The sequence below is a fragment of the Pseudomonas veronii genome, assembly GCF_001439695.1.
In the GTDB taxonomy this organism is placed as follows: domain Bacteria; phylum Pseudomonadota; class Gammaproteobacteria; order Pseudomonadales; family Pseudomonadaceae; genus Aquipseudomonas; species Aquipseudomonas veronii.
Map to the genome: position 1 here is coordinate 14,868 of NZ_JYLL01000048.1, position 22,832 is coordinate 37,699.

General features: G+C 62.6%; 16 protein-coding genes. 4 read left to right on the forward strand and 12 right to left on the reverse strand.

All coding sequences use genetic code 11. From position 1 onward, the window contains the following. Positions 1 to 2: 2 nt before the first annotated feature. Entirely contained in the window at positions 3 to 842 is an 840-nt protein-coding gene (locus tag TU80_RS29985; RefSeq protein ID WP_046383091.1) for an FTR1 family iron permease, read from the forward strand. Continuing rightward, entirely contained in the window at positions 839 to 2,191 is a 1,353-nt protein-coding gene (locus TU80_RS29990; protein ID WP_057006081.1) for a 4Fe-4S binding protein, read from the forward strand. Before TU80_RS29985 ends, TU80_RS29990 begins: the two co-directional genes overlap by 4 nt. 915 nt (positions 2,192 to 3,106) lie before the next feature. On the opposite strand, the gene TU80_RS29995 is transcribed toward TU80_RS29990, so the two are convergent. From TU80_RS29995 to TU80_RS30050, 12 genes are all read right to left on the reverse strand, one after another. After that, positions 3,107 to 4,726, reverse strand: coding sequence for a methyl-accepting chemotaxis protein (locus TU80_RS29995; protein ID WP_057006082.1), 1,620 nt, complete (start codon positions 4,724 to 4,726; stop codon positions 3,107 to 3,109). 70 nt (positions 4,727 to 4,796) lie between these two features. Beyond that, positions 4,797 to 5,492 (reverse strand): anaerobic ribonucleoside-triphosphate reductase activating protein, encoded by a 696-nt coding sequence (locus tag TU80_RS30000; RefSeq protein WP_169850799.1) that lies wholly within the window; start codon positions 5,490 to 5,492, stop codon positions 4,797 to 4,799. After that, positions 5,489 to 5,644 carry an anaerobic ribonucleoside-triphosphate reductase gene (gene nrdD, locus TU80_RS33770; RefSeq protein WP_017849317.1) on the reverse strand — a complete coding sequence of 52 codons (156 nt, stop codon included), beginning with the start codon at positions 5,642 to 5,644 and terminating at the stop codon, positions 5,489 to 5,491. Before nrdD ends, TU80_RS30000 begins: the two co-directional genes overlap by 4 nt. A gap of 31 nt (positions 5,645 to 5,675) precedes the next feature. Further along, positions 5,676 to 7,676, reverse strand: coding sequence for a ribonucleoside triphosphate reductase (locus TU80_RS30010; RefSeq protein ID WP_057006084.1), 2,001 nt, complete (start codon positions 7,674 to 7,676; stop codon positions 5,676 to 5,678). A 276-nt stretch (positions 7,677 to 7,952) separates the two neighbouring features. Beyond that, complete coding sequence (gene moaA, locus TU80_RS30015; protein WP_017849319.1) at positions 7,953 to 8,939, reverse strand: GTP 3',8-cyclase MoaA; 987 nt, start codon at positions 8,937 to 8,939, stop codon at positions 7,953 to 7,955. Between the two features lies 1 nt (position 8,940). Further along, positions 8,941 to 9,867, reverse strand: a complete 927-nt coding sequence (locus TU80_RS30020; RefSeq protein ID WP_057006085.1) for a peptidylprolyl isomerase — start codon at positions 9,865 to 9,867, stop codon at positions 8,941 to 8,943. A gap of 10 nt (positions 9,868 to 9,877) precedes the next feature. Further along, a complete protein-coding gene (gene narI / locus TU80_RS30025; protein WP_017849321.1) occupies positions 9,878 to 10,558 on the reverse strand; it encodes a respiratory nitrate reductase subunit gamma in 681 nt (226 codons plus the stop codon). Next, complete coding sequence (gene narJ / locus TU80_RS30030) at positions 10,551 to 11,306, reverse strand: nitrate reductase molybdenum cofactor assembly chaperone (protein WP_046383085.1); 756 nt, start codon at positions 11,304 to 11,306, stop codon at positions 10,551 to 10,553. The genes narI and narJ overlap by 8 nt, the downstream gene beginning before the upstream one ends. 2 nt (positions 11,307 to 11,308) lie before the next feature. After that, complete coding sequence (gene narH, locus TU80_RS30035; RefSeq protein ID WP_017849323.1) at positions 11,309 to 12,847, reverse strand: nitrate reductase subunit beta; 1,539 nt, start codon at positions 12,845 to 12,847, stop codon at positions 11,309 to 11,311. 1 nt (position 12,848) lies between these two features. Further along, positions 12,849 to 16,622: a nitrate reductase subunit alpha gene (locus TU80_RS30040; RefSeq protein WP_057006086.1), complete on the reverse strand. Its 3,774-nt coding sequence runs from the start codon at positions 16,620 to 16,622 to the stop codon at positions 12,849 to 12,851. A 57-nt stretch (positions 16,623 to 16,679) separates the two neighbouring features. After that, positions 16,680 to 18,077 (reverse strand): NarK family nitrate/nitrite MFS transporter, encoded by a 1,398-nt coding sequence (locus TU80_RS30045; RefSeq protein WP_046383084.1) that lies wholly within the window; start codon positions 18,075 to 18,077, stop codon positions 16,680 to 16,682. A 2-nt stretch (positions 18,078 to 18,079) separates the two neighbouring features. Next, positions 18,080 to 19,297, reverse strand: a complete 1,218-nt coding sequence (locus TU80_RS30050) for an MFS transporter (RefSeq protein WP_017849326.1) — start codon at positions 19,295 to 19,297, stop codon at positions 18,080 to 18,082. Positions 19,298 to 19,647: 350 nt separating this feature from the next. Here TU80_RS30050 and TU80_RS30055 point away from each other — a divergent pair, with 350 nt between their 5' ends. Both TU80_RS30055 and narL read left to right on the forward strand, forming a co-directional pair. Next, positions 19,648 to 21,450: a HAMP domain-containing protein gene (locus TU80_RS30055; protein WP_046383083.1), complete on the forward strand. Its 1,803-nt coding sequence runs from the start codon at positions 19,648 to 19,650 to the stop codon at positions 21,448 to 21,450. After that, positions 21,447 to 22,094 carry a two-component system response regulator NarL gene (gene narL, locus TU80_RS30060; protein WP_017849328.1) on the forward strand — a complete coding sequence of 216 codons (648 nt, stop codon included), beginning with the start codon at positions 21,447 to 21,449 and terminating at the stop codon, positions 22,092 to 22,094. The genes TU80_RS30055 and narL overlap by 4 nt, the downstream gene beginning before the upstream one ends. Positions 22,095 to 22,832: the final 738 nt, after the last annotated feature.

The following is a 22,832-nucleotide window of genomic DNA, read 5'->3' on the forward strand; positions in this document are numbered from 1 at the left end:
TGATGAATCAATCGATGTTTATTGTCTGGCGCGAAAGCGTCGAGGCACTGCTGGTGATCGGCATTCTGCAGGTCTGGATCAGCCGCCAGACCGCGCACTCGCGCCTGGGGCGTTTCCTGTGGGCCGGGGTGGTCCTGGGCTTGTTCTGCTCGGCCGGCCTGGCCGGCTTGATGCTGTGGGCCGGTGAGGCCATGACCGGCCCACAGGGCGAATGGCTGCAAGCGGCGCTGACGTTATTGGCCAGCGGCCTGATGGTGCAGATGGTGTTCTGGATGCATCGCCACGCCGCCACACTCAAAAACACCCTGGTACGCGAAGCCGATGAACGCCTGGCGCGCCAGGGCGGTTGGGGCGTGTTGCTACTGACGCTGTTGGCGGTGAGCCGCGAAGGCAGTGAAACCGTGGTGTTTCTGTACGGTGCCGGCGCGCGTCTGCAGGGCCCGGCGCTGAACCTGTTCGCGATCGGCGGCGTGCTGGGCCTGGTGTTGGCGGGGCTCACGGTGCTGTTGTTGCGCAGTACGCGGCGCTTCATTTCCTGGTCGCTGTTTTTCGCCCTCAGCGAAGCGCTGTTGCTGCTGCTCGGCGGGGCTTTGCTGGTGGCGGCCGTGGACCGTATCAGCGGGCAATTGCTGGCGATGGACATGCCCGAGTGGGTCTATTCAAGCTTCGGTGAAAGCCGCTGGGACAGCAGCACCCTGCTCAGCGACAGCCACGGCCTGGGCGCTATGTTGGCTGACTTTGTCGGCTACCGCGCCGCGCCGAGCCTGGTGACCGTGCTGGTGCTGCTCGGTTATTGGCTGTGGGTGGGCAACGGCCTGCGCCGTTCGCGGCACGCGGCATGAGCTGGCTGCAGCGCCTGGGCGATGGCATGCGCCGCCATGGGCGCTTGATCCGTGCCGTGCAATGGGCGGTGGTGCTGGTCTACGCCGTGCTGCTGGTGCTGCCGGCGCTGCTGCCGTTGCCGGACAGCCAGGCGCGCCTGGTGAACAACCTGACGCTGCTCGCGCAATTCATCTTCTGGGGCCTCTGGTGGCCGTTCGTGTTGCTGTCGATGGTGTTGTTCGGGCGCCTGTGGTGCGGCGTGCTCTGCCCGGAAGGTTCCCTGAGCGAATGGGCCAGCCAGCACGGGCGCGGCCTCGGCATTCCGCGCTGGCTGCGCTGGGGCGGCTGGCCGACGCTGGGCTTTTGCCTGACCACCCTCTATGGCCAATTGATCAGCGTGTATGACTACGCCCAGGCGGCCCTGTTGATTCTCGGCGGCTCGACCCTCGGCGCGGTGATCGTCGGCCTGTTGTTCGTGCGCGGCAAGCGCGTGTGGTGTCGGTACCTGTGCCCGGTCAGCGGCGTCTTCGCCCTGCTCGCCCGCCTGGCGCCGGTGCATTTCGCGGTGGATGAGCAACGCTGGAAAGCCAACGACGCGCCCCGCCTGCCGCTGCCCAACTGCGCGCCGCTGCTGGATATCCGCCGCCTGCAAGGGGCCAGCGAGTGCCATGCCTGCGGCCGTTGCAGCGGGCAACGCGGCGCGGTGCAACTGATCGCCCGCTCGTGCAATCAGGAGATCCTGCAGGCGCCCCATCAGCAAGGCTCGGCGTGGGACGCGCGGCTGTTGCTGTTTGGTGTGATCGGCCTGGCGATGGGGGCGTTTCAATGGACCGTCAGTCCGTGGTTTATCGCGCTCAAACAAACCCTGGCGACGTGGCTGGTCAGCCATGACTGGCTGTGGCCGCTGCAAGACAACGCGCCGTGGTGGCTGCTCACTCATTATCCGCAGCTCAATGACAGCTTCAGTTGGTTGGATGGCTTGTGCATTGTGTTGTATCTGGGGGGGAGTTCGTTGGTATTGGGGGGCGGCTGTTGGCTGCTGCTGCGGTTGGCCGCGTGGGTGGCGGGTGATCGTGCACTGTTTCGGCCCTTGACGCTGACGCTGACGCCCCTCGGTGGTGCGGGTTTGTTCCTGGGGTTGTCGGCGACCACGGTGAAGTTGTTGCGGTATGAGGGGTTGGGGTTGGCTTGGGTGCAATCGGCGCGGGCCGTGTTGTTGATGGCGGCGGTTGGGTGGTGTTTGTGGTTGGGGTGGCGGCAGCTTCGGGGGGTTGGGCGCTGGTCGCGTTGCCTTGCGGGGTTGTGCGTGGTGCTGAGTACGGGGTTGGTGGGGTGTGGGTGGTGGTTGCAGTTTTGGGGGTGGGGTTGAGTGCCGTTTTTTCGGTGATGGCGGCTGAGTGCATATCCGTTTTTTAGGTAATGGCGGCTTATGGCGGCTGAGTACATATCCGTTTTTTAGGTAATGGCGGCTTATGGTTCCGCTCTTACAGCGGGTCACTTTGGAAAAGCCCCAAAGTAACCAAAGGGCTCTTGCCCCACCACTCGGCACCTCGCTAGTGCTCGGTGTGCCCTCACTCCGGCTTGAATCCGTGGGCCGCCGTCATGGGCCATCCTTGGCCCAGGACGGCTAACCCGGCGTCCTGCCGGGTTGCCCACGGATTCAAGCCTGCGTTCGGCCAGCGTGGTTTTACGGGGCGCCTAAGATCAAGATCAAAAGCCAGAGCCAGAGCCAGAGCCAGAGCCAGAGCCAGAGCCAGAGCCAGAGCCAGAGCCAGAGCCAGAGCCAGAGCAGAATAAGGTCTATCTGATCCATGGATATCCAAATGTGGGAGGGGGCTTGCCCCCGATGGCGGTGGATCAGTCATGCATGTATTGGCTGACACACTGCTATCGGGGGCAAGCCCCCTCCCACATTTCTGACCGAGTTCGGCTTCCAGTATCAGGTCGGCTATAAGGCCGCCTTGCTTTGGCTTTTGATCTGGGGCGCCCCGTTAACCACGCTGGCCGAACGCAGGCTTTGGAGCGTGGGTAACCCGGCAGGACGCCGGGTTAGCCGTCCTGGGCCAGGGATGGCCCATGACGGCGGCCCACGCTCCAAAGCCTGCGTTCGGGCATGCCGAGCCTAGGCGAGGCACCGAGTGGTGGGGCAAAGACCTTTTGGTTACTTTTGGGGCGTTTGCCAAAAGTGACCCGCTGTAAGAGCGGAACCATAAGCCGCCGTTACCTAAAAAACGGATATGTACTCAGCAGCCGCCGTTACCTAAATAACAGACATGCACACCGTCTAAACCTTAAACCGCGCTACCGTCTGATGCAGCTCCCCCGCCATCCCCGCCAGATCATGCCCCGCCGTCTCGGTATGCAAAGCTCCCTGCAACACCTGTTGCGACAGGTTCCGAATCCCCACCAGGTTGCGATCCACTTCCCGCGCCACCAGTGCCTGTTCTTCGGTGGCGCTGGCAATCATCAAGTTGCGCTCATTGATCTGCGAAATCGAGCGGGTGATTTCATCCAGCGCCTCCCCCGAGCGTTGCGCCACGCCCAAGGTCGCCTGCACCCGTTCGCTGCTGCTGTGCATGGCGGCCACGGCGTGTTCGGTGTCCTGGCGGATGTTGCCGATCATCTGCTCGATCTCCTGGGTCGAGGTCTGGGTACGATGGGCCAGGGCGCGCACTTCATCGGCGACCACCGCAAAACCGCGCCCAGCATCGCCGGCCCGGGCCGCTTCGATCGCGGCGTTGAGAGCCAGCAGATTGGTCTGGTCGGCGATGCTGCGGATCACATCCAGCACGCCGCTGATGTCTTGCACGCGGCCGGCGAGTTGCTGGATGCGTTCGGAGGTTTCCACCACGCCGGTGGCCAGGGTGTTGATCGAGGCCACGGTTTCCTGCACCTGCGCCCGCCCAAGCTGGGCGGTCTGTTCCGACAGGCGTGAGGCTTCGCTGGTGCTCACCGCGTTGCGCGCGACTTCATCGACGGCGGCGGTCATTTCGTTCACTGCGGTGGCGGCCTGTTCGATTTCCTGGCCCTGCAACTGCAGGCTGCTGCTGGTCTGGCTGCTGACTGCGCTCAACTCTTCGGATGAACTGGCCACGCCATCCACCGAGGCGGCGATCTGCCGGACCATCTGGTTGAGGTTCTGCTGCATCTGGTGCAGGTTGCGCATCACGCTGCCGTCGGCACTGTTGCCCAGCGGCACCTCGATGGTCAGGTCGCCCTGGGCGATATGGCTGAGCACCCGCGCCACCTCGTCCGGCTCGCCGCCCAAAGGCCGGGTGACGCTGCGCGTGACGATCACGGCGGCCGCCACGACCAGGCTCACGCATAGCAGGAATAATCCGATCATCGTGCGGCGCGCATCGTCGTAGAGAATTTGCGCAGCCTGCTCGCGCTCGACGAACAGTCGGCCTTGCATGGCCATCAACGCATCGAGGCTCTTGAACACCTCAAGCTCGGCCGGCACCACCTGCTGTTTGAGCTGGGCCAGGCCCTGCTCGCGGGCGCCCTGCTTGATCAGCGCCTGCACCTGGGTAAAGGCCGCGACGTAGGTTTCCCGATGGGTTTTCAACGCGGCATAGGCCGCCTTGCCTTCGGCGGTATCGAACAGTGGCTCCAGGGCGGCGAACGCCTGGGTAATACGTTGCCGGGTGGTGCCAATGGCCTCTTGGGCCTGCTGGTTATCCTGGTCGATCAGCAGGTCGCGGGTGTGGCGCCCGTTATCGCGCACGCCGGTGGCGATCACCATGATCGGTGCGATTTTCGGCCAGTCCTGCTGCACGATCTGTTCGGACTGTTGCTTGAGGGTTGCCAGGTCATGCAAGGCGTAAAACACCAAACCGACCAGAGCCAGCGGCGCAATCGCGAAGCCGATGACAATGCGTTGTGCCGTGGTTAACTGCGTCATTCTAAACATTCCTTGATGAATACCTGCCCGAAACGGGCAGCATCTTTAAAAATCCTGGGAGGGCGATCGGTCACCCTCGTAATACAAAAGCCGGAAACAACTCGCGCATGCAGCCCCATAACTCCGGCAATGCCATCTGTGCCGGGGCAATCGGCAGTTGCTCATCGAGCATGCTTGCCGTGCGGACCATCTGCACGGCGAAGCGCTTGACACCACTGGCTTGCAAACGCTGGGCCAGGCGCAGCAGGCGCGACGTATCAATCAGATGCCAATGCACCGTGGTGCGGCACTCGTAGTCCACGCCACTGGCCAGCAAGGTCTCCAAACTGCGCCAATTGGCGACGCCGCTGCCTTTGACCTGGGTGACCAGTTGATAGTCCTCGACCAGGGCCTTCACATCGAAGCCCACCCAGTCGGCATGGCGCAGCGCATTGGCAAAGCCTGCCGGTTTGATCCCCGCACTGTGCAGGCCCACGCGAAAGCCCATGGCGCGTACCTCGTCCATCGCCGCCGGCAAACCTTCCTGCAAGGTCGGCTCACCGCCGCTGAACACCACCGCGTCCAACAGGTCCTGGCGGCGCTGCAAAAACAGCAAAACCCGGCGCCAATCGATCTCCGCGCTACCGCGCGGTGCAATCAGGTCCGGGTTATGGCAGTAACGACAGCGCCAGGCACAACCCTGGCAGAACAGCACACAAGCGAGCATGCCGGGGTAGTCGAGGGTGGTCAGGGGCACCATGCCCCCAACCCGTAGCATTCGACTCATTGGCGCCCGGCCGCGCAAGCCGCTTCGGTAAAGTGAACACGCTCCTTGTGTTCGGACTGTTTGCCGGGGTTGAACGCGGACACCGGCCGGTGGTAACCCATCACCCGGGTCCAGACTTCGCAGCGCTGACGTTGTGGCTGGGATGTTTGCATGGTGAATCTCCTTGCGGGTTGAAAAACAGGTTCAAGACTGGGCGGCAAGCGCGAGGATCTCATCGCACTTGGGGCAGAACTCGTGTTCGCCGGCGAGGTAGCCGTGTACCGGACAGATCGAGAAGGTCGGGGTCACGGTCAGGTACGGCAGGCGGAAACGCCCCAGCGCTTTGCGCACCAATTGCTTGCAGGCCTGGGCCGAGGAAATCTGTTCGGCCATATACAGGTGCAGCACGGTGCCGCCGGTGTATTTGCATTGCAGTTCGTCTTGCAGCTCGAGGGCTTCGAAGGGGTCTTCGGTGAAGCCCACCGGCAGTTGCGACGAGTTGGTGTAGTACGGCGCATCCAGGCTGCCGGCTTGCAGGATGTCCGGGTAGCGCTTGCGGTCTTCCTTGGCGAAGCGGTAGGTGGTGCCTTCCGCCGGTGTGGCTTCGAGGTTGTAGAGGTGACCGGTTTCTTCCTGGAAGCGCAGCAAGGTGGCGCGCACATGGTCGAGCAGGCGCAGGGCGAACGCGCGGCCTTCTTCGGTGTGCGTGCCCTGCGTGTCATCCGTGAAATTGCGCAGCATCTCGTGCATGCCGTTGAGGCCGATAGTGGAGAAATGGTTGCGCAACGTCCCCAGGTAACGCTTGGTGTAGGGGTACAACCCGGCGTCCATGTGGTGCTGGATCACCTTGCGTTTGACCTCCAGGCTTTCCATGGCCATTTCCATCAGGCTGTCCAGGCGTTGCAGCAAGCCGCTGGTGTCGCCCTTGAACAGGTAACCGAGGCGCGCGCAGTTGATTGTCACCACGCCCAGCGAGCCGGTCTGCTCCGCCGAACCGAACAGCCCACCGCCGCGTTTGAGCAGCTCACGCACGTCCAGTTGCAGGCGACAGCACATGGAGCGCACCTGGTTGGGTTGCATGTCCGAATTGAGGAAGTTCTGGAAATACGGCAGGCCATAGCGCGCGGTCATCTCGAACAGGCGGTCGGCGTTCTCGCTGTCCCAGGGGAAATCATGGGTGATGTTGTAGGTCGGAATCGGGAAGGTGAACACCCGCCCCTTGGCATCCCCGGCCTGCATCACTTCGATGTAGGCGCGGTTGATCAGCTCCATTTCCGTTTGCAGGTCGCCATAGGCAAACGGCATTTCCTTACCACCGATCACCGGCACCTGCTCGCGCAAGTCTTCCGGGCAGACCCAATCGAAGGTCAGGTTGGTGAATGGCGTCTGGGTGCCCCAGCGCGACGGCACGTTGAGGTTGTAGATGAACTCCTGCACCGCCTGACGCACCTCGGGGTAGCTCAACTGATCTTTGCGCACATAAGGCGCAAGATAGGTGTCGAACGAGCTGAACGCCTGGGCGCCGGCCCATTCGTTTTGCAGGGTGCCGAGGAAGTTGACCATCTGCCCCAGGGCACTGCTCAAATGCTTGGGCGGCCCCGCTTCGACGCGACCCGGCACGCCATTGAGGCCTTCGTGCAGCAACGAACGCAGCGACCAACCGGCGCAGTAGCCGGCGAGCATGTCGAGGTCGTGGATATGCAGATCCGCCTCACGGTGTGCGCGGCCGATCTGCTGGCTGTAGACCTCGTCCAGCCAGTAATTGGCAGTGACCTTGCCCGACACGTTCAGCACCAGCCCGCCGAGGGAATACCCCTGGTTGGCATTGGCCTGCACGCGCCAGTCTTCACGGTCGAGGTATTCGTTCATCGAGGTGGCGACTTCCACCAGGGTCTTGCGGTCACGGCGCAAGCGACCGTGCTGTTCGCGGTAGACGATATACGCGCGCATCGACAGGAAGTAACCGGCATCCATCAACACCCGCTCGACACTGTCCTGGATCTGCTCCACATCCAGCCGTTCGATGCCGCGCAGCCGCGCCAGTACCGCACCGAGCAACAGGTCGACCTCGGCCTCCCGATACTCGCCGGTGGCATTGCCGGCGGCGATCAGCGCCTGACGGATTTTTTCGGCGTCGAAGGCAACGAGGCTACCGTCGCGTTTGTGCAGGCGGTTACTGACCAGCGGGCTGAGCATGCTTTGCATTGGAAGGCTCCAGACACTACATATAGATTTAATAAATCTTTGAAACACAATATGCAGTGATATTACGGTCAAGCGTTTGGGCTGCCATTGATCAAGGTCAAGTCTGAACGAAGATCAAAATGTGGGAGGGGCGGTGCGACGATTCGGCTTGTTCCCGATAGCGGTGGATCAGTCATGCATGTACTGGCTGACACACTGCTATCGGGGGCAAGCCCCCTCCCACAGCAAGCCTCCTCCCACAGTAAGTTCCCTGCTACAGCAAGTCCCCTGCCACATTCAACCGCCGCTCATATTCATGAAGCGCACCACCTGCACCTCCCCTGCCCCGGTGAAATCATGGCGCAGCGGCTTACCCCGCAACCCCTTGTGCAACGCCTCGATCAACGGCGCGTCGTCCAACGGGTAACGCCGCAGCAAAGCGCGGAAGTCCACCGCGTTGTCCTGCCCCAGGCACAGCAGCAACTGCCCTTCGACGGTCATCCGCACGCGGTTGCAACTGCCGCAGAAGTTGTGGGAGTTGGGCGAGATAAAGCCGATACGCGTGCCCGGATGCCGCGCCAGGCGCACATAGCGCGCCGGGCCGCCGCTGTTTTCGGTGCTGTCGAGCAAGGCATGGTGACGGGCGATCACGCTGCGTACTTCATCACTGGCACAGAACGTCTCGCCGCGGGAGCGGCCCACGTCGCCCAGGGGCATTTCCTCGATAAAGCTGATGTCGATGCCTTGGTCGATCGCGTACTGCACCAGCGCCGGCACTTCATCGAAGTTGCGCCCTTTCATCACCACGCAGTTGAGCTTGACCCGCTCGAACCCGGCCTCTCGCGCCGCCTCGATACCGTCCAGCACCTGGCGCAGATCACCGTTGCGGGTGATCGCGCGAAAGCGCTGCGCATCCAGGCTGTCGAGGCTGATGTTCATGCGCTTGACCCCGGCGTCCACCAGCGGCTGCGCGAGGCGCGCCAACTGCGAGCCGTTGCTGGTCATCACCAGTTCGCGCAAGCCCGGCAGTGCCGCGATATTGCGGCACAACCCGACAATGCCCGGGCGGATCAACGGCTCGCCGCCGGTCAGGCGGATCTTGCGCACGCCCTGGCCGACGAACAGCGCGGCCAGGCGTTCCAGCTCTTCCAGGGTCAGCACCTGCTGGCGCGGCAGGAACGTCATGTTTTTCGCCATGCAGTACACACAGCGGAAATCACAACGGTCGGTCACCGACAAGCGCAGGTAATCGATCGAACGGCCCACCCCATCCACCAGGCTCATGTCACTGCACCAGCGGCGAGTCGGCGCCCTGCAGCGCGATGCCACGAATGTCCGCCGCGCCGATCAGGGTTTGCAGGTACTGCACCAATGCCTTTTGCCACACGCCTTGCTGCAACTGGGTGCGGATCGCCACCGCCACCGCTTCATACGGCAGCGGTTGGCCTTCGATACGCTGATCGACATAGATCACATGCCAACCATAACGACTCTCCAGCGGCTTGCCGGCCAGGCCCGGCGCGAGGGTGAACAACTGACGCTCCAACTCGGGCACGGTCTGGCCCTTGCTCACCTGGCCCAGCGAACCGCCCTGGGCCTTGGACGGGCACGCCGAATACTGCAGGGCCAGCTCGGCGAATTGGCCGGGCTGCTCGTTCAGGTTCTGCAGCAGCACTTCCGCCTGGCCGTGCGCCAGATGGCGCGCCTCGGCGTCGTCCGGCGCGCACTCGAGCAGAATGTGCCGCACCGCCAGCAACGGCGCGCTGTGAAAGCGCCCGCGGTTGTTCTCGAAGTAGCGCACACAGGTGGCCTCGTCGCACTCAGGCACCTTGACCTCACGCTCGAGCAGCAAGCGCGTGGCGGCTTCTTCTTCGTTCTCGCCGGCGGCGATCTCCACCGCCAGGCCCAGCTCGGCGATCCGCTGCTGCAACAGCTCGCGGATCACCAGCGCACGGGCGGCCAGATACACCGCCTCCTCGCGGCTTTCGGCCGGGTGATATTGCAACTCCAGGGCCATGGCCTCCGGCGTGACGGGCACGCCGTTGACGCTGATGATCGGCCATTCCTGTTCACTGCTGGCGATCAACTCAGGCGTCTTCAGTTCCTCGAACAGAGCCGGGGCCGCAACCTCGGCCACCACCGGTTCTTTGACCGACGAGCCGCAACCGCCGCTGCCGCCATTACCGCCACCACATCCGCATCCAGTTGTCATGACGCTCTCCTCAATACTTCTGCCGCACGATTTGATAACGACGCCCCAGGTACCAGATCGGCGCGCTGACCATATGCACCAAGCGGGTAAACGGGAACAGCACGAACAGGGTCAAGCCCAGCGCCACATGCGCCTTGTAGATCAGGCTGACCGGCTCGATCGACGCCGCCGCGTCCACTGGCCGCAACAGCACCACGTTCTGCGCCCAGTCGGCGAGCATCACCATGACCGAACCGTCCATATGCCCGGTGGACGCGACGATGGTCAGCAAACCGAGCACCAACTGCGCGAGCAGCACCAGCAGGATCAGGATGTCCGACGGGCTCGACGTGGCCCGCACACGCGGGTCGCCCAGGCGGCGCTTGACCAGCATCAGCAAACCCACCAGGCACAGCAGGCCGAAGACGCCACCGGAGACCATCGCCAGCAACTGCTTGTGCTCAGTGCTGATCACATGGTGATAGACCGACGCCGGGGTCAGCAGGCCGACAAAGTGCCCGGCCAGCACGAACAGCACGCCAATGTGGAAGAAGTTGCTCGCCACGCGCATGCCACGGTTGTTGAGCATCTGGCTGGAGCCAGCCTTCCAGGTGTACTGCGACAGGTCGAACCGCGCCCAACTGCCCAACAGGCAGATCGCCAGGGCGACATAGGGGTACACCCCGAATACCAGCAAATTCCACTTAGACATTACCCACCTCCGTGGCCGGCACTGCGGCCTGCCCTTCTTGCTGAAAATCCACCCAGTGCAACGGCACCGCGCTTTCTTCGCGGGCTTTGCCCGGTGCGCTGGGCATCGAGCTGCAACGGTCTTGTTGTTCGGCCTGCATAAAGTCCACCGCTTCCTCTTCCCAGATCTTGTCCAGGGCTTCGAGGGAGTCGTCACGCGGCTCGGCGGCGACCTGCGCGCGCAGTTCGGCCACGGCCTGGTGCGGCTCGGCACCCGAGATCTGCAGCAACGCACGGAAGCAACTGGCATAGGCGCTCTCGCGCTCGTCCAGACGTGCGGCGAGCAGCGCCAGCAAATGCGCGACATCCGCCAGGCCCTCGCGGGCCTCGATGTCTTCGCGGGTCGAGAGGAACTCCAGGTACAGCGGGATATAGTCCGGCAGTTCCTTGACGCCGATGGCAAACCCGGCCTCTTCGTACTGGGCCATCATGTCGACCATGGCCTGGCCACGGTCGCGGGACTCGCCGTGGACGTGTTCGAACAACAGCAACGACAGCGAGCGCCCACGGCCGAACAGCGCGCCGTAGTGTTCCTGGCCGTCCATCAGGTCATTGGCGCAGATCAGCTCGAGCAACTCGAACAACGCGCCGCGCTGCTTGGGGCTGATCTCCCGCGACTCGATGATCGCCTGTTCCAGTTCGTCGCGGCCGCTCACCAGGGTTTCGGTGGGGTAGTCCAGCAGCAACGAAATCACTTTGAGAATACGCATGCTCAGTCCTCCCAGATCTGTACGGTTTTCAACACGTCGCGACGGTTGGCCTTCTTGGCACCGAACATGTTGGTGTCGGAGCTGCCGCTGCAACCGCTGCCGAAGCTGAAACCACAGCCGGAGCGTTCGGCGAACGCGTCGCTCATGGCGTCTTCACGGTGCGCGCTCGGCACCACAAAGCGGTCTTCGTAGTTGGCGATCGCCAGGTAGCGGTACATCTCTTCCACCTGTTCCACGCTCAGGCCGACGTCTTCGAGCACTTGCAGGTCCTGCACGCCGTCGACTTGCTGGGAGCGTTTGTAGGCGCGCATCGCCAACAGGCGTTTGAGCGCACGCTTGACCGGTTTTTCATCGCCAGCGGTGAGCAGGTTGGCCAGGTAACGCAGCGGAATGCGCAGGCTGTCGACATCCGGGATCACCCCGTTCATGCCCACGGTGCCGGCGGCGGCAGCGTTCTGGATCGGCGACAGTGGCGGTACGTACCAGACCATCGGCAAGGTGCGGTATTCCGGGTGCAGCGGCAGTGCGAGTTTCCAATCGACGGCCATTTTGTAGACCGGCGAGCGCTGGGCCGAGTCGATCACCGACTGCGGCACGCCATCGGCCAGGGCCTGGCGAATCACCGCCGGGTCATTCGGGTCGAGGAAGATTTCCAGCTGTTTCTCGTACAGGTCTTGCTCGTTGGCGGTGCTCGCCACTTCGCTGATGCGGTCGGCGTCGTAGAGCAGCACACCGAGGTAGCGAATCCGGCCGACGCAGGTTTCAGCACACACGGTGGGCATGCCGGCTTCGATGCGCGGGTAGCAGAAGATGCACTTCTCGGATTTACCGCTCTTCCAGTTGAAGTAGATCTTCTTGTACGGGCAGCCGCTGATGCACATGCGCCAGCCGCGGCACTTTTCCTGGTCGATCAGCACGATGCCGTCTTCTTCACGCTTGTAGATCGCACCGCTCGGGCACGAGGCCGCGCACGCCGGGTTGAGGCAGTGCTCGCACAGGCGCGGCAGGTACATCATGAAGGTGTTTTCGTACTCGCCATAAATGTCGGCCTGGATCTGGTCGAAGTTCTTGTCCTTGCGGCGCTTGGCGAACTCGGTGCCGAGGATTTCTTCCCAGTTCGGGCCCCACTCGATTTTCTGCATGCGCTTGCCGGACACCAGCGAGCGCGGGCGCGCGGTCGGTTGGTGCTCGCCCAAAGGCGCGGTGTGCAGGTGCTGGTAGTCGAAGTCGAACGGCTCGTAGTAGTCGTCCAGGCTCGGCAGGTCAGGGTTGGCGAAAATGTTCGCCAACACGCGGAACTTGCCGCCGATGCGCGGGTTGATCGAGCCGTTGGCGTTGCGCACCCAGCCGCCCTTCCACTTGTCCTGGTTTTCCCATTCTTTCGGGTAACCGATGCCGGGCTTGGACTCGACGTTGTTGAACCAGGCGTATTCCATGCCTTCACGGCTGGTCCAGACGTTTTTGCAGGTGATGGAACAGGTGTGGCAGCCGATGCATTTGTCCAGGTTCAGGACCATGCCGATCTGTGAGCGAATCTTCATCTCAGTTCTCCTCGATATCAGTCGGCAATGGGCGCGGCAAGTCATCGCCGGTGGAACCATCGAGCCAGTCGACCTTGGCCATTTTGCGCACTACGACAAACTCGTCGCGGTTGCAACCGACCGTGCCGTAGTAGTTGAAACCGTAGGCTTGCTGGGCATAGCCGCCGATCATGTGGGTCGGTTTGAGCACCACGCGGGTCACCGAGTTGTGGTGGCCGCCGCGGGTCTTGGTGGTTTCCGAACCCGGCACGTTCACGATGCGTTCCTGAGCGTGGTACATCATCACCATGCCTTCCTTGACGCGCTGGCTGACCACCGCACGGGCGGTCAGTGCGCCGTTGACGTTGAAGCACTCGATCCAGTCGTTGTCCTCGATCCCGGCGCGCTTGGCGTCGATCTCCGAGAGCCACACAATCGGCCCGCCGCGGCTCAAGGTGAGCATCAGCAAGTTGTCGCTGTAGGTGCTGTGGATGCCCCACTTCTGGTGCGGAGTGATCCAGTTCAGCACGATCTCGGTTTCGCCATTGCTGCGCTTGCCCTTCACGCCTTCGATGGTCTTGGTGTTGACCGGTGGCCGGTAGCTCATCAACTGCTCGCCGAACGCCTGCATCCACGGGTGATCCTGGTAGAACTGCTGGCGGCCGGTGATGGTGCGCCACGGGATGTTTTCATGGACGTTGGTGTAGCCGGCGTTGTAGCTCACGTGTTCGTCTTCCAGGCCGGACCAGGTCGGGCTGGAGATGATCTTGCGCGGCTGCGCCTGGATATCGCGGAAGCGGATCGCTTCATGGGCCTTGGAAATCGCCAGGTGGCTGTGGTCGATACCGGTGAATTCCGACAGCGCGGCCCAGGCTTTCACCGCGACCTTGCCGTTGGTTTCCGGAGCCAGGGACAGGATCACCTCGGCCGCGTCGATAGCGGTGTCGATTTTCGGCCGGCCATGGCTGATCCCGGCATCGTTTTCGTGATGGTTCAGTTCGCCGAGGAACTCGACTTCTTCATCGGTGTTCCAGTTGATGCCCTTGCCGCCGTTGCCGAGTTTTTCCAGCATCGGGCCCAGCGACGAGAACTGCTTGTAGATGTTCGGGTAGTCGCGTTCCACCACTGCGATGTTCGGCGCGTTTTTGCCGGGTACCGGGGCCACGCGTGCGCTTTTCCAGTCGGTGCCGCCAAACGGTTGGGCCAGTTCGCCGACGCTGTCGTGCATCAGCGGTACGGTGACCAGGTCTTGTTCCACACCCAGGTGACCGACCGACATGGCCGAGAACGCCTTGGCGATGCCTTTGTAGATTTCCCAGTCGGAACGCGATTCCCACGCCGGGTCGATAGCCGCCGACAATGGGTGGATGAACGGGTGCATGTCCGAGGTGTTCATGTCGTCTTTTTCGTACCAGGTGGCGGTCGGCAAGACGATGTCGGAATACACGCAGGTGGAGGACATGCGGAAGTCCAGCGTGGTCACCAGATCGAGCTTGCCGATGGCGCCGTCCTCGACCCATTCGGCCTCGGTGGGCTTGCATTCGGTGCTGTGGCCGATGTCTTCGTTCATCACGCCATTCTTGGTGCCCAACAGGTACTTGAGCATGTACTCATGACCCTTGCCCGACGAACCGAGCAGGTTGGAGCGCCAGATGAACATGTTGCGCGGGAAGTTCACCGGGCTGTCCGGCTGTTCGCAGGCAAAGCGCAGGCTGCCGTCCTGCCAGGATTTGACCACGTAGTCTTTCGGCGTCATGCCGGCTGCGGCCGCCTCACGGCAGATGTGCAGCGGGTTGGTGTTGAGCTGCGGCGCGCTGGGCAACCAGCCGGCGCGTTCGGCGCGGATGTTGTAGTCCAGGGCGTGTTCGGGGAACTGCGACTTGTCGGCCAGAGGCGAGAGCACATCGTGCATGCTCATTTTCTCGTGGCGCCATTGCGAACTGTGGCCGTAGAAGAAGCTGGTGCCGTTCATCTGGCGCGGTGGGCGGTTCCAGTCCAGGCCGAAGGCCAGGGGCAGCCAGCCGCACTGCGGACGCAGTTTTTCCTGGCCGACGTAGTGGGCCCAGCCGCCGCCGGTCTGGCCGACGCAACCGCAGAGCATGAGCATGTTGATCAGCCCGCGGTAGTTCATGTCCATGTGGTACCAGTGATTCATCGCCGCGCCGACGATGATCATTGAGCGACCCTTGGTCTTGTCGGCGTTGTCGGCAAACTCACGGGCGATCTGGATGGCTTTCTCGCGGCTGACGCCGGTGATCGCTTCCTGCCACGCCGGGGTGCCCGGCACGCTGGCGTCGTCGTAGTCCTTGGCCACGTTGTGGCCGCCCAGGCCACGGTCGATGGCCAGGTTGGCCGCCGACAGGTCGAACACGGTCGCCACCTTGGCCACGCTGCCGTCGGCCAGGGTCACGTTGTGGACCGGCACGCGGCGGTACTGCACCGCCTCGCCAGCGACGTGCTGGAAATGCTCCTGGACTTCGCCGGCGAAGTACGGGAACGCCACTTCGGCGACGTCGTCACCGATCAGGCTGAGTTTCAGGTCGATCGCGCGGCCTTCACCGCCCTCTTTGGCGAGGATGTTCCACTTGCCCTTCTCGCCCCAGCGATAGCCGATGGAGCCTTGCGGCGAGACCAGTTCACCGCTCTCGTCGAGGGCGATGGTTTTCCATTCCGGGTTGTTGTCCTGGCCGAGGTTGCCGGTGAGGTCCGAGGCGCGCAGGAAGCGGTCCGGCTGGAAGCCTGCGCCGGGAGCGAAACCGGTCATCGGCTTGAGCATCACCAGCACCGGCAAGTCGGTGAAGCGCTTGGCGTAGTCGGTGAAGTAGGCGCTCGGCTTGTCCAGGTGAAATTCTTTGAAGATCACATGGTTGAAAGCCTGGGCCAACGCGGCGTCGGTGCCCTGCTTGGGGTTGAGCCACAGGTCGGTGAGCTTGGCCACTTCCGAATAGTCGGGGGTGATCGCCACGGTCTTGGTGCCCTTGTAGCGCACCTCGGTGAAGAAGTGCGCGTCCGGGGTACGGGTCTGCGGGACGTTGGAACCCCAGGCGATGATGTAGTTGGAGTTGTACCAGTCGGCCGATTCCGGCACGTCGGTCTGCTCGCCCCACACCATCGGCGAGGCCGGTGGCAGGTCGCAGTACCAGTCGTAGAAGCTCAGGCACACGCCGCCGATCAGCGACAGGTAACGCGAACCCGCCGCGTAGCTGACCATCGACATGGCCGGGATCGGCGAGAAGCCGACGATGCGGTCCGGGCCGTATTGTTTGATGGTGTAGACGTTGGAGGCGGCGATGATTTCATTCACCTCCTCCCAGTTCGAGCGAATGAAACCGCCCATGCCGCGCTTGCTTTTATAGGAGTCGGCCTTGGCCTTGTCCTCGACAATGCTCGCCCAGGCTTCCACCGGCGCCAGGGTCTGGCGCGCTTCACGCCACAGCTTGAGCAGCGGCTTGCGGATCTTCGGGTACTTGAGCCGGTTGGCGCTGTAGATGTACCAGCTGTAGCTCGCACCGCGCGGGCAGCCACGGGGTTCGTGGTTGGGCAGGTCGTTGCGGGTGCGCGGGTAGTCGGTCTGCTGGGTTTCCCAGGTGATCAGGCCGTTCTTCACGTAGATCTTCCACGAGCAGGAGCCGGTGCAGTTCACGCCATGGGTGGAACGCACGATCTTGTCGTACTGCCAGCGCGAACGGTAGACGTTTTCCCAGTCGCGGGACTCTTTACGGGTCTCGCCGTGGCCGTCGGAAAATTCGTTTTGTTTGCGGTTGAAGAACCGCAGTTGATCCAACAAATGACTCATGGTGCTTTCCTCATCAGGCGTGCTGCGGGGTGCGTTGCCCCGCGAATTCAGGTCGGACTAGCAGGGGGTGGCGCAACCTTTGCGGGCATACCACCACCAGGTCACGACAATGCAGCTCAGGTAGAAACCGACAAACATGTAGAAGGCCATCGCCGGGCTACCGGTGGCGGCCATGGAGGTGCCGAAGGACTTGGGAATGAAGAACGCACCGAAGGCGCCCATGGCCGAACTGAACCCCAGTACGGCGGCGGATTCCTTGCCGGCATTCTTGATGGCCTGCTCGCGCTCGGCGGCGGATTTACCGGCGCTGGCTTTCTCGTGCTGGGTGCGGAAGATCACCGGGATCATGCGGAAGGTGGAGCCGTTGCCCACGCCTGTGGTGATGAACAGCAACATGAACAGGCCGAGGAAGCCGTAGAAGTTGCCGCCCTGGCCGTTCTGCGGCAGGAAGTGCAGCACGCCGAATACCATCACGATCATCAGCACGAAGTTCCACAGGGTCACCCGCGCGCCGCCCAGTTTGTCCGCCAGCCAGCCGCCCAGTGGGCGCACCAGGGCGCCGACCAACGGGCCGAGGAAGGCGAACTTCAACGCCACCACGTCCGGAAACGAGGTTTTGATCAGCAGCGGGAACGCCGCCGAAAAGCCGATGAACGAACCGAAGGTCGCCAGGTACAACCAGCACATCAGCCAGTTGTGCTTGCGTTTGAAGATCACCGCCTGCTCGCTGAACGAAGCGCGGGCGCTGGACAGGTCATTCATGCCGAACCAGGCCGCCACGGTGACGGTGAGGATGAACGGCACCCAGATGAACCCGGCGTTCTGCAGCCACAGCTGGCTACCGTCGGGCAGGGTTTGCGCTTGCCCGCCGACCATGCCGAACACCCCGAAGGTGATCACCAGCGGCACGCAGAACTGCATCACCGACACGCCCAGGTTACCGAGGCCGGCGTTCAGGCCCAGGGCCGTGCCTTGCTGCGACTTAGGGTAGAAGAAGCTGATGTTGGACATGCTGGAGGCGAAGTTGCCGCCGCCGAAGCCGCACAACAAGGCGATCAGCACGAACACGCTGTAAGGGGTGTTGGGGTCTTGCACCGCGAAGCCCATCCACAGCGCCGGCAGCAACAGCGACGCGGTGCTCAGGGCAGTCCAGCGGCGCCCGCCGAAGATCGGCACCATGAACGAATAGAACACCCGCAAGGTCGCGCCGGACAGGCCGGGCAACGCAGCCAGCCAAAACAGCTGGTCGGTGGTGAAGCTGAAGCCGATGGCGTTGAGGCGCACGATCACCGTGCTCCACACCATCCACACGGCGAAAGCCAGCAGCAGCGCGGGAATCGAGATCCACAGGTTGCGGGTAGCGGTTTTTTTGCCGCTGGCCCCCCAGAACGCGGGGTCCTCGGGGCGCCAGTCGTGAATCACCGGGCCCGAATCGGGCTTTTGCGCGATGGACATGTTCATTCTCCTTGGAGACGTTGGGCGGTGTTGCCCAGCAGCGGTTGTTTGCGGATTTCGCTGAGGTACATCCAGGTCAGGGACACCCAGACCACGCCGTACATCAACATGAAGCAGGACGAGCGCACGCCGGTGAGGTCCACCAGGGCGCCAAACAGAATCGGCAGCACAAAGCCCCCCAGGCCACCGGCCAGGCCGACGATGCCGGACACCGCGCCCATGTTCTGTGGGTAGTCATTGGCGATGTACTTGAACACCGAGGCTTTGCCGAACGCGAAGGCGATGCCCATCACGAACAGCAGCACGGTGAACAGGGTGGGGTTGAGGCCGATGTGCAAATCCAGGGGACCGTTGACGGTCTGCACCTGCAATTGAGTCTGCGGGTAGCTGAGCAGGAACAGGCAGACCCAGCTCACCCACAACACCCACCAGGTCACGCTCTGGGCGCCCCAGCGGTCGGACATCCAACCGCCGACTGCGCGCAGCACGCCGCCGGGCAGGGAGAAACAGGCGGCCAGCAGCGCCGCGCTTTGCAGGCTGAAACCGTATTCCTGTACGTAGTACTTGGTCATCCACAATGCCAGGCCGACGTAGCCGCCGAAGACAATCGAGTAGTACTGGCAGTAGCGCCACACGGCCGGGTCTTTCAGGCACCGCAGTTGCTCGCGCAAGGTGGCGCCGCCGGCACTGCGGTGGGCCTTGTTCTCGCTGGTGAGGAACCAGAACAACAGCGCGGTGATGAACAGGATCGCGCCGAACACCTTGGGCACCAGGTGCCAGGTGCCGAGGGCGATCAGCGCCGGGGCGAGGAACTTGGTGACCGCGGCCCCGGCGTTACCGGCGCCGAACACGCCCATGGCGAAGCCCTGGTTGTCCTTGTCGAACCACTTGGCGACGTAGGCGATGCCCACCGAGAACGAACCGCCGGCCAGGCCGACAAACAGGCCCAGCACCAGGAACTGCCAATAAGCGGTGGCGTAGGTGATCAGGTACAGCGGCAGCACGCAGGCGAGCATCAACAGGAAGAACACGATGCGCCCGCCGAAGCGGTCAGTCAGCAAGCCCAGTGGCAGGCGCACCAGGGAACCGGTCAAGACCGGCGTGGCGGCCAGCAGGCCGAACTGGGTTTCGTTGAGTTGCAGCAGCTCTTTGATGGGCACGCCCAACACGGCGAACATCATCCACACCATAAAGCAGACGGTGAAGGCCAGCGTGCTCATGCCCAGCACCAAGCCTTGTCTTATACGGGGTTGAGTCACGGTATGCGCTCCGAAAGGTGATTTCATGAGCGCAGGTTAGGGGCGACACCCCCTTGGAACTTGACGCAGATCAACGTCGGCCAGGGGGGTATAAGGCTATGCTGATCCCATATACCTCTAAGGAGGTAGTCCCTATAACAAGAGAAAGTCTTTATTTATCAATGGATTGATCTCTTGTGCCGGCGTTTTCCCGTGGGAGGGTTTGCCGGCAACTCTTTAGAGGTAGTGCGCCAGGGATCGCCGTTTTCCAGCTCGTTTTTCCTTTTCAGGTGCCGCCATGCAGGCTTTCTCCCCCCTCCGACTACGCCGTGATGTTTAACTGGCTACGCAGCTCCCTGCCCGCACGCGCCGGCTTGGCTGTGATCCTGATCGCTATCCTGGCCCTTGCCAGTTCCTTGAGTGCGGGGCTGATCGCCTGGTTCAGCCAGGGCGACGCCGCCGCAATCAACACCGCCGGCTCCGTGCGTATGGAGACCTACCACCTCAGTTGGCGGCTCGCCGCCGCCGCGCCGACCGAAGAGATCGACACCATCACCCAGAGCCTGCAAAGGCGCCTCGACAGCGACTCGCTCAAAGCGGTGCTGGAAGACGGCCCGAACAGCGCCCTGCTGCAGAGCTACCAACAGATCCAGCAACGCTGGAACGACGAGCTGCGCCCGGCCCTGACGCGCGGTGATACGGCGCAATTCCAGGCCAGCGCGCCGACATTCGTCGAGCAAATGAATCAATTCGTCAGCCTGTTGCAGCAACAGAGCGAACGCAAACAAAGCTGGCAGCAAGGCATCCAGGGCCTGGCGCTGTTCAGCACGTTGATCATCCTGTTGATCGGCCTGTATGAATTGCAGTACGGCGTGGTCAACCCTTTGCAGGAACTGGTACAGGCCACCCGGCGCTTTCGCGACGGCGACTTCAAGACCCGGGTCAACCACCGCTCCGACGATGAGCTGGGGCAACTGGCCCTGAGCTTCAACACCATGGCCGAGACCATCGAGGCGTCCCACCGCACCCTGGAAAGCCAGGTGCGCCTCAAGACCCTCAACCTGCAACAAGCCAACGCCGCCCTCGAGCTGCTGTACCAGAGCAGCAGCAGCCTGGCCACGCGCCTGGCCAATGCCGAGGGCCTGGACGAATTGATCCGGCGCTTCCAGAAACGCCTGCCGGGGTTGCGCCTGTCGTTGTGCCTGCAAGGCCACTTCCTCGCACCGGCCCAGCAGATGCTCGCCTTGCACGGCGGCGACAGCCGTAACATCTGCGCCATCGGCGATTGCGCGAGCTGCCATAAACACAAAGTGGCGCCGCCGCAGATATTCAGCATCAGCAACCAGGGCTCGGAACTGGGCGAACTCAAGGCCCACTTCGACGATGGCCACCCTCCGCAAGACTGGGAAAAGCAATTGATCCAGGCCCTGGCCAACCTGATCGGCACTTCGCTGTCGCTCAAACGCCAGCGCGAACAGGACCATCGTTTGCTGCTGCTCGACGAGCGCACCATCATCGCCCGGGAACTGCACGACTCCCTGGCGCAGGCGCTGTCGTACATGAAGCTGCAAGTCAGCCGCATGCAAACCCTGATCCGCCGGGGCGAACCCGTGGAAACCCTGGCCACCGTCACCGCCGAACTGCGCGACGGCCTGAACAACGCCTACCGCCAACTGCGCGAGCTGCTGACCACCTTCCGCCTGCAAATCCACGATGCCGGGTTGGTACAGGAGCTATCGGAAACCGCCGAAGAGTTCTCCCGGCGCGGCGAATTCCAGGTCCACCTGCACGTCGACGCCCTCGCCTTCCAATTGTCGGCCAGCGAACAGATCCACTTGCTGCAGATCACCCGCGAGGCCTTGTCCAACTGCCTGCGCCACGCCCATGCGCAAAACGCCTGGCTGCAACTGCGCCAGGAGGGCGAGACCGTGAGCCTGAGCATCGAGGACGACGGCCGTGGCTTCTGCGGCGCCGTCGACCAACGCGAACACCACGGCCTGACCATCATGGACGAACGCGCGCGCAGCCTGCACGGCCAACTCGACATCAGCCCCCGCGAGCCCCAGGGCACACGGGTGCATTTACGTTTTCAACCGGAATTTCTCGGGCAACCTCTACAAGGTAACCTCCCATGAGCACACTCCCCCGCCACCGCATTTTGCTGGTCGACGATCACCCGATGATGCGCCATGGCATGCGTCAGATACTCGAACTCGAAGACGATCTGCAGGTGGTCGGCGAAGCCGGCAATGGCCAGGAAGCCCTGGACCAGATCGAAACCCTGCAACCGGACCTGGTGCTGCTGGACAACAACATGCCGCAGATGAACGGCCTGGAAACCCTGCGCCGCCTGCGCGCCATGAACTATGCGGGCAAGGTGCTGCTGTTTACCGTGTCCGATGCCGAGGATGACATTCGCGATGCACTGCGCCTGGATGCCAACGGGTATCTGCTCAAAGACATGGAGCCGGAGTTGGTGGTGGAGTTCATCCGTGATGCGTTGCATGGAGCGCTGGTGATCAGCCCCGGGTTGACGCGGGTGCTGGCCCAGGCACTGCGCTCGCCGCAACCCCATGCGGCGGTGGACTTGACGGAGCGGGAACGGCAGGTGCTGCGCACGATTGCCAGTGGCTACAGCAATAAGGTGATCGGGCATAAGTTGGGGATTACCGAAGGGACGGTGAAGGTGCATGTGAAGAATCTGCTGCATAAGTTGGGGTTGCGGTCACGGGTGGAGGCGGCGGTTTGGGCGATGGAGCACTTGCGGCAGGCGGGTTGATGGTTTTTCGGGGGGGTGGGTACATATCCGTTTCTTCGGTAGCGGCGGCTGGTGGCTCCGCTCTTGCCCCAACACTCGGCACCTCACTAATGCTCGGTGTGCCTAAGATCAAGATCACGAACCAGAGCCAGAATGAGGTCTATTTGACCCATGGAGATCCAAATGTGGGAGGGGGCTTGCCCCCGATCGCAGAGTGTCAGCCACTACATGCATAAGTGATCCACCGCCATCGGGGGTAAGCCCCCTCCCACATTTTGACCGCGTTCGGCTTGCAGGATCAGGTCGGCTATAAGGCCGCGCCTAAGAGCAAGAGCAAATACAGAATGAGGTCTATCTGACCCATGGAGATCCAAATGTGGGAGGGGGCTTGCCCCCGATAGCAGTGTGTCAGCCACTGCATGCATAAGTGCTCCACCGCCATCGGGGGTAAGCCCCCGATAGCAGTGTGTCAGCCACTACATGCATGACTGCTCCACCGCCATCGGGGGCAAGCCCCCTCCCACATTTTTGACCGCATTCGGCTTGCAGGATCAGGTTGGCTATAAGGCCGCACCTAAGAGCAAGAGCAAATACAGAATGAGGTCTATCTGACCCATAGAGATCCAAATGTGGGAGGGGGCTTGCCCCCGATAGCAGTGTGTCAGCCACTGCATGCATAAGTGATCCACCGTCATCGGGGGCAAGCCCCCTCCCACATTTTTGACCGAGTCCAGCTTCCAGGATCAGGTTGGCTATAAG